The organism is Nocardioides sp. CPCC 206348, assembly GCF_048654705.1.
Lineage (GTDB): Bacteria > Actinomycetota > Actinomycetes > Propionibacteriales > Nocardioidaceae > Nocardioides.
Genome location: NZ_JBMCZA010000193.1, coordinates 81,290 through 90,664 on the forward strand (window position 1 = coordinate 81,290; position 9,375 = coordinate 90,664).

The 9,375-nt window shown below is 69.2% G+C and carries 10 protein-coding genes; 7 read left to right on the forward strand and 3 right to left on the reverse strand.

The window, feature by feature from the left end; translation table 11 throughout:
* A partial coding sequence (locus tag ACOADB_RS17260) for an ABC transporter permease (protein ID WP_378601099.1) occupies positions 1 to 2,101 on the forward strand: 2,101 nt, incomplete at its 5' end.
* Between the two features lie 48 nt (positions 2,102 to 2,149).
* On the opposite strand, the gene ACOADB_RS17265 is transcribed toward ACOADB_RS17260, so the two are convergent.
* On the reverse strand, positions 2,150 to 3,748 hold the full coding sequence (locus tag ACOADB_RS17265; RefSeq protein WP_378601102.1) for an ABC-F family ATP-binding cassette domain-containing protein: 1,599 nt from the start codon (positions 3,746 to 3,748) through the stop codon (positions 2,150 to 2,152).
* A 77-nt stretch (positions 3,749 to 3,825) separates the two neighbouring features.
* Between ACOADB_RS17265 and ACOADB_RS17270 the strand changes: the two genes are divergently transcribed.
* Positions 3,826 to 4,791 carry a neutral zinc metallopeptidase gene (locus ACOADB_RS17270; protein ID WP_378601105.1) on the forward strand — a complete coding sequence of 322 codons (966 nt, stop codon included), beginning with the start codon at positions 3,826 to 3,828 and terminating at the stop codon, positions 4,789 to 4,791.
* 21 nt (positions 4,792 to 4,812) lie between these two features.
* Here the strand turns inward: ACOADB_RS17270 and ACOADB_RS17275 are convergent, their stop codons facing one another.
* Positions 4,813 to 5,718, reverse strand: a complete 906-nt coding sequence (locus ACOADB_RS17275; protein ID WP_378601108.1) for a phosphotransferase — start codon at positions 5,716 to 5,718, stop codon at positions 4,813 to 4,815.
* Positions 5,719 to 5,782: 64 nt separating this feature from the next.
* Here ACOADB_RS17275 and ACOADB_RS17280 point away from each other — a divergent pair, with 64 nt between their 5' ends.
* Positions 5,783 to 6,238 carry a GNAT family N-acetyltransferase gene (locus tag ACOADB_RS17280; protein WP_378601111.1) on the forward strand — a complete coding sequence of 152 codons (456 nt, stop codon included), beginning with the start codon at positions 5,783 to 5,785 and terminating at the stop codon, positions 6,236 to 6,238.
* A 7-nt stretch (positions 6,239 to 6,245) separates the two neighbouring features.
* Here ACOADB_RS17280 and ACOADB_RS17285 read toward each other — a convergent pair whose 3' ends face one another.
* Positions 6,246 to 6,860 carry an acVLRF1 family peptidyl-tRNA hydrolase gene (locus ACOADB_RS17285; protein ID WP_378601115.1) on the reverse strand — a complete coding sequence of 205 codons (615 nt, stop codon included), beginning with the start codon at positions 6,858 to 6,860 and terminating at the stop codon, positions 6,246 to 6,248.
* 65 nt (positions 6,861 to 6,925) lie between these two features.
* Here ACOADB_RS17285 and ACOADB_RS17290 point away from each other — a divergent pair, with 65 nt between their 5' ends.
* The 4 genes from ACOADB_RS17290 to ACOADB_RS17305 form a co-directional block, all read left to right on the forward strand.
* On the forward strand, positions 6,926 to 7,900 hold the full coding sequence (locus ACOADB_RS17290) for a zinc metalloprotease (RefSeq protein WP_378601118.1): 975 nt from the start codon (positions 6,926 to 6,928) through the stop codon (positions 7,898 to 7,900).
* A 47-nt stretch (positions 7,901 to 7,947) separates the two neighbouring features.
* The gene (locus ACOADB_RS17295; RefSeq protein WP_378601121.1) at positions 7,948 to 8,478 is read left to right on the forward strand and encodes an SRPBCC family protein; all 531 of its coding nucleotides are present in this window, start codon (positions 7,948 to 7,950) and stop codon (positions 8,476 to 8,478) included.
* Between the two features lie 294 nt (positions 8,479 to 8,772).
* A complete protein-coding gene (locus ACOADB_RS17300) occupies positions 8,773 to 9,066 on the forward strand; it encodes a hypothetical protein (protein WP_378601124.1) in 294 nt (97 codons plus the stop codon).
* 109 nt (positions 9,067 to 9,175) lie between these two features.
* On the forward strand, positions 9,176 to 9,375 hold a 200-nt coding region (locus ACOADB_RS17305; protein WP_378601127.1), incomplete at its 3' end, for a hypothetical protein.

The following is a 9,375-nucleotide window of genomic DNA, read 5'->3' on the forward strand; positions in this document are numbered from 1 at the left end:
GGACCAGATCGTGCTCGACGAGGCCGCGGCCAAGGCGGGTGACTACCGCGTCGGCGACGACGTCAAGCTCCTCGCCCCGTTCGGGACGCTCGAACGGACCTCGAAGCTGGTGGGGATCGCCGAGTTCAACGGCGGGGGTACGGCGGGCGCGACCCTGCTGATCTTCTCGACCGAGGCCGCCCAGCAGCTCTTCGTGGCGGGCAAGGACGTCTACAACCGGATCAGCCTCACGGCGGCCGACGGGGTGACGCAGGAGCAGCTCGCTGACGCCGCCGACAAGGTCGTTCCGCAGGGCTTCGAGGCCGTCACCGGTGACCAGGTGGCCGAGGAGTCGCAGGACGCCGTGGGCAGCTTCCTCGGCGTGATCAACACCTTCCTCCTGGTGTTCGCCATCATCGCCGTCATCGTCGGCGGCTTCATCATCGTCAACACCTTCTCGATCCTCGTTGCCCAGCGCAGTCGTGAGCTGGCGCTGCTGCGGGCCCTGGGTGCGGGCCGCGGACAGGTCACCCGATCGGTGCTGCTCGAGGCCTTCGTGCTCGCTGTCGTGTCCTCCACGATGGGGATCGGCTTCGGCCTGCTCCTGGCCCGCGGTCTCGCCGGGGTGTTCCGTTCCGTCGGGCTCGACATCGCCAGCGACGCACTCGACCTCACCTCCCGGACCGTCATCACCAGCTACGTCGTCGGGGTCGGGATGACCATGCTGGCCGCCTACCTGCCGGCACGACGCGGTGGCAAGGCGGCCCCCGTGGCTGCCATGCGAGCCGACAGCACCGTCGAGCGTGCGTCCCTGCGGCGTCGTACCCTCGTCGGCTGCGTCTTCCTCGTCGTCGGCGCCGGTTTCGCTGTCAACGGCGTGCTGGGTGCTCCCGGGTCGGACGCCGCCTGGATCGGCGTGGGAGCCGTGATCTGGATCCTCACCGTCGCGGCCATCAGCTCCGTGGTTGGCAAGCCGGTGCTGGTCGTGTGCCGCAGCCTGTTCGCCCGGCTGTTCGGCGCTGCCGGCCGCCTCGCCGGCGAGAATGCCCTGCGCGACCCGCGTCGGACCGGCGCGACCGCCTCGGCACTGATGATCGGGCTGGCCCTGGTCTCGACGATCGGCGTCCTGGCCGCGTCGCTGAACAAGTCCATCGACGACGTGGTCGACGAACAGTTCACGGCCGACCTGCTCGTCCAGAGCACCAACTTCCTGCCCTTCTCGACCGAGGTCGGCGACCGGATCGCCGAGGTCGACGGTGTCGGCGTGATGAGTCGCCAGCAGTTCGCCAACGCGCAGTTCCGCGGAAAGTCGATCTACCTCACGGGCAACGACGACAACTTCGACGACATCTACGACCTCAAGGTGGTCGACGGACGCCAGGACGTCTCCGGTGCCGAGGCCTTCGTCACCGAGGACTTCGCCAAGGACAACGAGATCGCCGTCGGCGACACTCTCGACCTCGGCTTCCAGGGCGGCAAGAAGCTCACGCCGAAGGTCGTCGGCGTCGTGGAGGACACCGAGGTCGCCGGAGCGGTCAACATCCCGATCGACCAGCTCGCCAAGGCTGGCGTCCTCCGCCAGGACACGACGGTCAGCATCGCGTTCACCCCGGGAGCGGACGCCTCCACCGTGCGCGACGCCGTCGACGACGCCGCGAAGTCGGCCCCGATCGTCGGCGTCTTCGACAAGGAGGGCTTCGCCGACGAGATCCGCGGCCAGGTCAACCAGCTGCTCTACATGATCTACGGCCTGTTGACCCTGGCCATCGTGATCGCCGTCATCGGCATCATCAACACGCTCGGGCTCAGCGTCATCGAACGGACCAGGGAGATCGGCCTGTTGCGCGCCATCGGCATGAGTCGCACGAAGCTGCGGCGCATGATCACGCTCGAGTCGATCACCATCGCCGTGCTCGGAGCGGTGCTCGGAATGGTGCTCGGCCTCACCATCGGCGTACTCCTGCAGCACTCGTTGTCCGAGGAGCTGAGCAGTCTGGGCCTACCGCTGGGGCAGCTGGTGGTGTTCCTGGTCATCGCCGTCGTGGTGGGCGTGCTCGCAGCGGTGGTCCCCGCCATCCGTGCGTCCCGGCTCAACGTCCTGGACGCGATCTCGACCGAGTAGCGAGCGCCGTTGGTCGAGGAGATCGCGCAGCGATCGTCTCGAGACCGGTCAGGCGAGTTCGACGAGGTCCGCGTAGTCCTGGCTCCACAGGTCCTCGACACCGTCCGGGAGGATCAGCACCCGGTCGGGTTCGAGGGCGTGGACCGCACCCTCGTCGTGGGTGACGAGCACGACGGCGCCCTCGTAGCGACGGATCGCGTTGAGGACCTCCTCGCGGGAGGCCGGGTCCAGGTTGTTCGTCGGCTCGTCGAGCAGCAGCACGTTGGCTTGCGAGACGACGAGCGAGGCCAGGGCCAGACGCGTCTTCTCGCCCCCGGACAGCACGCCGGCGGGCTTGTGCACGTCGTCGCCGCTGAAGAGGAACGACCCGAGGACGGAGCGCGCCTCGGTGTCGGTGAGCGCAGGCGCCGCCGACTGCATGTTCTCGAGCACGGTACGACCGACGTCGAGGGTCTCGTGTTCCTGCGCGTAGTAGCCGACCTTGAGGCCGTGGCCGGCGATGACCTGCCCGGTGTCGGGCTTGTCGACACCCGCGAGGATCCGGAGCATCGTGGTCTTGCCGGCGCCGTTCAGCCCGAGGATGACGACGCGCGAGCCGCGGTCGATGGCCAGGTCGACGGCGGTGAAGATCTCCAGGGCACCGTAGGACCGGGACAGGTCCTTCGCCATGAGCGGCGTCTTGCCGCACGCAGCCGGCGTCGGGAACTTGATCGCGGCGATCTTGTCGGACTGGCGCTCGCCCTCGACACCACCGAGCAGCTTCTCGGCGCGCTTGAGCATCTGCTGGGCAGCGCTGGCACCCGAGGCCCGGGCGCGCATCTTGTTGGCCTGGTCGGTGAGCGTCTTGGCCTTGTTCTGCGCGCTCATCAGCTCGCGCTTGCGACGGGCCTCGTCGGTCTCACGCTGGATGAGGTAGTTCTTCCACCCCATGTTGTAGATGTCGATGACGCCGCGGTTCGCGTCGAGATGGAAGACCTTGTTGACGGTCTCCTCCAGCAGCGCGTTGTCGTGCGAGATCACGATGAAGCCACCCTTGTAGGTCTTCATCCATTCGCGCAGCCAGTTGATCGAGTCGGCGTCGAGGTGGTTCGTCGGCTCATCGAGGATCAGTACCTCGGCGCTGGAGAACAGGATCCGCGCGAGCTCGACCCGACGACGCTGGCCGCCGGACAGGGTGCCGAGCGGCTGGTCCATCAGGCGGTCCGGGATGCCCAGGCTCTGCGCGATCTGGAGGGCCTCGGTCTCGGCGGCGTAGCCACCGCCGGCGTCGAGCTCGTCCTGGGCGCGCTGGAAACGGCGCATTGCCTTCTCCAGGACGACCGGGTCCTCCGAGCCCATCTCGACCTCGGCAGCGCGCAGCCGTCGTACGGCGTCGTCGAGTCCCCGCGCGGACAGGATCCGGTCGCGCGTGACGACTTCGGGGTCACCGACGCGGGGGTCCTGCGGGAGGTAGCCGAGCTCGCCCTTGTTGCCGACCGTTCCGGCAGCGGGCAGCACGTCACCGGCAAGGACCTTCGTGAGGGTCGTCTTGCCAGCGCCGTTGCGGCCGACGAGGCCGATCTTGTCGCCGGGACCGACGCGGAAGCTGACGTTCTCCATGAGGAGCCGTGCACCGACGCGGACCTCGACCTGGTGCACCGTGATCATGAGGGCTCCAGTCTCCCATGACGCGACGACGGCACTGAAAACGCCGAGCGGCCCGGTCTTTGCCCTAGGGTGCTGCCGTGGTGCGATTCAATCCGAAGGCCCGCCTTGACCAGTCCCGTATGCGCGATGGCGGCGGGGGCGGTGGTGGCGGCCTCGGCGGCGGTGTCGGCGGCGGCGGAATGCGCCTTCCGATCCCGACCGGAAGAGGCGGGCTCAGCACGATCCTGATCCTCGTCCTGCTCTTCGTCGTGGCGAAGTGCGCCGGAGTCGATCTCGGTCTCGGTGGCGGCACCGGCGGCGTGGGCAGCCAGGTCTATTCGCCGACCCGGCTGAGCGATGCCACCGAGGGCGGCGACCGGTACGCCAGCTGCAAGACCGGCGACGACGCCAACAAGTCCCAGGACTGCGCCCGCGTCGCGATCGAGAACTCGCTCACTGACTTCTGGTCCGACCAGGGCATCGACAACTGGCAGCCCATCACGACCCTGACCACCTTCACGGACAGCGTCAACACCGGCTGCGGCGCCGCGACCTCGCAGGTCGGGCCGTTCTACTGCCCCGCCGACGGCGGCATCTACCTCGACACGACGTTCTTCGACACCGTGCTGGAGCCGCAGCTCGGTGCTCCCGACGAGCCGTTCGTCGAGTTCTACGTGCTGGCCCACGAGTACGGCCACCACATCTCGAACCTGCTGGGCTTCATGGACAAGGTGACCAACCAGCGCACCGGTCCGCAGAGCCTCGCCACGCGTCTCGAGCTGCAGGCCGACTGCTACGCCGGCCTGTGGGCGCAACACGCGACCACGACCGAGGACGCGAGTGGTGAGGTGCTGCTGCTCGACCTCTCCGACGAAGACATCGACAACGCGCTGAAGGCAGCGGCGGCCGTCGGCGACGACCACATCCAGAAGAAGACCCAGGGCCAGACCAACCCCGAGACCTGGAACCACGGCTCGTCTGCCCAGCGGATGAGCTGGTTCCGTGAGGGCTACGAGGGCGGCACCGTGAAGTCCTGCGACACCTTCAGCGCCGACAAGGTCTGACCCGGTCGGTTCCAGCGCCGCTCAGAGCTCGAGCAGGGCCTCCATGTGGCCGAACGTGCGCTGCAGCGTGCGCAGGTGCGGCGCAACAGCGGGGTGCCGGTACTTGCCCGCCAGGGCTCCCTCTCCCCCGGCGACCCGCGCCAGCGCCCACTCCGCGCGACTGAGTGCGGTGTAGACGGCGACGATGCGTGCCCCGAGCACGACGGCGTCGTGGTCCGCGAGCCCGTCGGGAAGGCCGAGCAGGTAGGCGTCCAGGAGCGGTTCGAACTCCTCGCGGGCTGACAGCGACAGGTAGCCGAGGTCACCACCGACCGGACCGTGGCCGAGGGTCCCCCAGTCGATGGCGAGCGCCTCGTCGCCGGAGCGGCCCGGCAGGTTCAGTGCCGTGGGATCGCCGTGCTGGGCGACCCGGGGCACGCCTTCGAGCAACGTGAGCATGGTTTCGCGGTGGGTCCAGAGATGGTCGGCCACGTCCGCGACGGTCGTCCGCGCGAGAGTCGGCCAGCCTCCCCGACGCTCGACCCTCGCCAGCCGGTCGCGCATGAGGTTCTCGGCAAGGAACTGCGGATGCCCCAGCTGTGCGCCGGCGAAACGGCCGATGGACAGGGCGAGGAACAGGCCACTGGACGCGGCGTCCTCCACCCAGTCGCGGACGATCGTGACTCCCTCGTCGTCCTCCTCGACCGAGCCGCTCGCCGCCTGGAGCCCCGGAGTCTCGTTGGTGAGCCCGGTCAGCAGCACGTCGGCCTCGCGGCGCCAGTACCCGATGTGGGCACGGTCGGACAGCACGGCGGGGTCACCCTGTTGTGGAGCGCCGAGGCGCTTGACGACGACCGGCCGGCCGCCGAGCGCCGTCCGCCACACGCCCACCGTCGACGTACCGGATCCACCCGGCAGCGCCACCCAGTCCGGCTCCGGCCGCCACATGAGCCTGAAACTAGCCGATCCGGGCCTCCCACAGTGGGACGCAGGAGTGCGGGAGACTGCACCGGTGCAGATCCAGATCGACGACCCTCGGCGCGGTGACGTCCTCGCGCTCCTCGAGGAACACCTCGCCGACATGTACGCGACGTCGCCGCCCGAGAGCGTGCACGCCCTTGATCCGGACACGCTGGCCGCGCCCGACATCACGTTCTGGAGTGTTCGCGAGCGGGACGAGCTGCTCGGCTGCGCCGCGCTCAAGCAACACACGTCCACGCACGTCGAGCTCAAGTCGATGCGCACGGCGACGGCGGCCCGGCGGCGCGGTGTCGCTGCTGCGCTGCTCGACCATGTCCTGACGCACGCGCGTTCCTGCGGACACCAGCGGATCAGCCTGGAGACCGGCGCCGAGGACTACTTCGCTCCGGCGCGGGCGTTGTACGCCACCCGCGGCTTCCAGGTCTGCGACCCGTTCGAGGACTACGTCCTCGACCCCCACAGCGTCTTCATGACGCTCGCCCTCTGACCCCGGGTCAGTCCCGGGAAGCGTTCTCGACGTCCACCTGGATGGACTGCGCGTCCGCCACCACCTTCTCGAGGACCGCGCGTCGGGGATCGGGAACGGCATGCCACGCGCCCACGACCTGCACCTTGTCGAGGCGAGAGTCGGTCAGCACCTCGGTGACGGCGGACCGGTCACCTCCTGCGGCGACGACCTCCACCCCGGCCAGCACCCGCGCCGCATGGTCAGCGGCGGCTTCGTAGGCAGCCCGCGCCTGGTTGTCCCGGCGGCGGGCGAACCGCTGCTGGGACTGGCCGCCGGCCTTGGTGCGGCCCTGCACGTGCCGCTGCCCCACCTTCGACTCCGTGACCGTTCCACCATCGAGGCGGGCGACGGCGAACCCGCCCTTGCGGACCAGCAGCACGCCCCAGCGCTCGGGAGGACGCACCTCCGCGACGAACGCGTCGGCGGCCGGCTGGCCGTCGTACGGCTGCGAGAACGGGAGCGATGCAGAGAAGTGCGAACCGTCCGGAGCCACGCCCAAGAGCACACCCCCTACGACGCTCAACACCGGGTCGCCGTGGGATGCCGCGAAGTTCGTGACCCAGCGCGGCCAGCGGGCAACTGGAATCAGGACGACGGACACGAGCAAGACGCTACCTCTCGGCGCCTTCGCGCCTTAGGCTCCTCTCACCCCACCGGAGGAATGCCATGAACCGAATGTTGCGTACGGCGGTCGCCGCCGGTGCCATCGCCAGCTCGCTCGTGCTCACCGGATCGGCCGTGCCCGTTCCCACGGGCGCGACCGCGGCCCCGGCTGGAGGGTCCGACAGCGGATGCCTCGAGCCGGAGCACGGCACCGCAGCGCGCGGCGCAGGCGGCCGCGCCCTCGACCACCGCGACATCTCAGCGGCGGAGCAGCGCGCGATCGAGGCGAAGAACGCCCGCCTGCTCGCCGAGCGCAAGGGCGCCACGGGCAAGCCCCCGCCGGGCGGCGGTGGCGGCACCGGTCCCGGAGGAGTCAAGAGCGACATCCCCGTCTACGTGCACGTGATGACCGCGACCAACGGCGCGGGCGACGTGACCGACACACAGATCGCGCAACAGATCGCCGTCCTGAACCAGACCTACTCGGGTCACGACGTCAACGGCACCGCCGGAGACACCGGCATCCGGTTCCGCCTGGCCGGCACCGAGCGGATCGCCAACAACAGCTGGCACACCGACAAGCAGAGCACCACCTACCGCGCGCAGACCCGCGACGGCGGCAAGAACGCGCTCAACATCTGGCTGGTCGACTTCAAGTACCTCGGCATCGCCACGTTCCCGTGGGACTACGCGGCCAACCCGAACATCGACGGGATCCGGGTCCAGTACAGCTCGTTGCCCGGCGGCAGCGCGACCAACTACAACCTCGGCGAGACGGCCACGCACGAGGTCGGACACTGGCTCGGGCTCTACCACACCTTCCAGGGCGGCTGCACCGGCGCGGGCGACGAGGTCGCGGACACCGCGGCGCAGGCGTCGCCGTCCTCGGGCTGCCCGACCGGACGCAACTCCTGCACCGCTCCCGGCGACGACCCGATCCACAACTACATGGACTACAGCTACGACAGCTGCTACTACGAGTTCACTCCGCTGCAGTCGAGCCGGATGGACACGATGTGGACGCTCTACAGGCTCTGAGCCGGTGGGTCTGGGCACCAGACAGGAACGTGTTCTAGTCTCGGCACATGCCCTCGATGTACCCCAGCACCCAGGTCGGGATCGACTTCGTCGACACGGCCAGGTACCGCTACGCGAACAGCGTCGACCTCGCGATCACGCCGGACCAGTTGTTCGAGGTACTCGCCGATGCCGGCGCCTGGCCGCGCTGGGCCAGCGTGATCACCGGCGTGGTGTGGACGACGCCGGAACCGATCGGCGTGGGGACCCGGCGCACGGTCACGATGAGGGGTGGGTTGATCGGGGACGAGGAGTTCCTCGCGTGGGAGCCGCCCACGATGATGTCGTTCCGGTTCAACGAGTCCTCGACACGGACCGTCAAGGCCTTCGCCGAGCGGTACGACGTCGTCCCCACCGCCGACGGATGCCGACTCACCTGGACGCTGGCCCTCGACGTACGCGGACCGTCGCGACTCGGCATGCCGCTGGGCAAGCCGGTCATGAACGCGACCTTCCGGCGCTTCCTGACGAACCTGCGGCGCTACACCGACGAACGTTTCGCGCAACCGGGAACCGGATCGGACGCTCCCCCGTCGTAGGACCATGACGACTCACTCCCGTCGCTCGGCCCTGGCGATGGCGACCGGCGTCCTCCTGGGCGGACCCATGCTCGCGGGGTGCGCGCTGGAGCACGAGAAGCGGGCGATCGACACGCCGTCCGTCCAGGAGGCTCCGGCAGCGGACGGAGGGACCCGGGCCACGGGGACCCGGTCCTACGAGTGGAGCAACACCCCATCGCCCCTGGTGCTCGTGCTGCCGCGCGGCGACGTCACGCTGGACGCCTGCACCACTGCTGGAGCGGACCCGCCGGCCCGGACGGCGTGGCGTCATCGATGTGCTCGGACGGCGTCACTCCAGAACTGGAGCGTCTCGAGACCGTCGGCCCGGTCGCCACCGTCGACTTCTGGTTCGGGCGTCCCGGGTGGACCTTCGAGGCGTCCTTCATGCGCGACGTGCCCGGCGACGATCCCGGCGAGCTGGTCGGCAAGGGCGCCGTCACCCGCACGGCGGCGCAGGACTTCACGATCACCGTTGCCAGCGGTCTGACCTCGGGCACCTACCGCGTCGACCTGTTCGGGAGCGGCCCCGAGGGTGACTTCGTGACCAGCTTCGCGTGGGTGGTCTGACTGCCTTCGTCGGCGGCCACCATGCGCACATCCGATTACATACACGGCGCCACGACGGTGGCACCGTGGACGTCGTGGCCCCGCCCGGGACCGGATGGGATTGAGCACGATGTCAGCAGAAGACAACATTGCGAACACCAAGGCGGCCTACGCGGCCTTCGCTGCCGGCGATGCGGTGGCCGCTCAGGCCGCGCTCGCTGACGAGGTGGAATGGATCGTTCCGGGGAACAGCACACTCTCGGGGACCTATGTCGGCAAGGAAGCCGTCATGGGGCTGTGGATGGCGTTGCTCGAGAAGGGCTTCACCAC

Excerpts from the sequence above, each read along its gene's own strand:
- ACOADB_RS17265 (WP_378601102.1), bottom strand. The coding sequence starts at position 3,748 with ATGATCACGGTGCACCAGGTCGAGGTCCGCGTCGGTGCACGGCTCCTC.
- ACOADB_RS17275 (WP_378601108.1), bottom strand. The coding sequence starts at position 5,718 with ATGTGGCGGCCGGAGCCGGACTGGGTGGCGCTGCCGGGTGGATCCGGT.
- ACOADB_RS17290 (WP_378601118.1), top strand. The coding sequence starts at position 6,926 with ATGAACCGAATGTTGCGTACGGCGGTCGCCGCCGGTGCCATCGCCAGC.
- ACOADB_RS17295 (WP_378601121.1), top strand. The coding sequence starts at position 7,948 with ATGCCCTCGATGTACCCCAGCACCCAGGTCGGGATCGACTTCGTCGAC.
- ACOADB_RS17300 (WP_378601124.1), top strand. The coding sequence starts at position 8,773 with ATGTGCTCGGACGGCGTCACTCCAGAACTGGAGCGTCTCGAGACCGTC.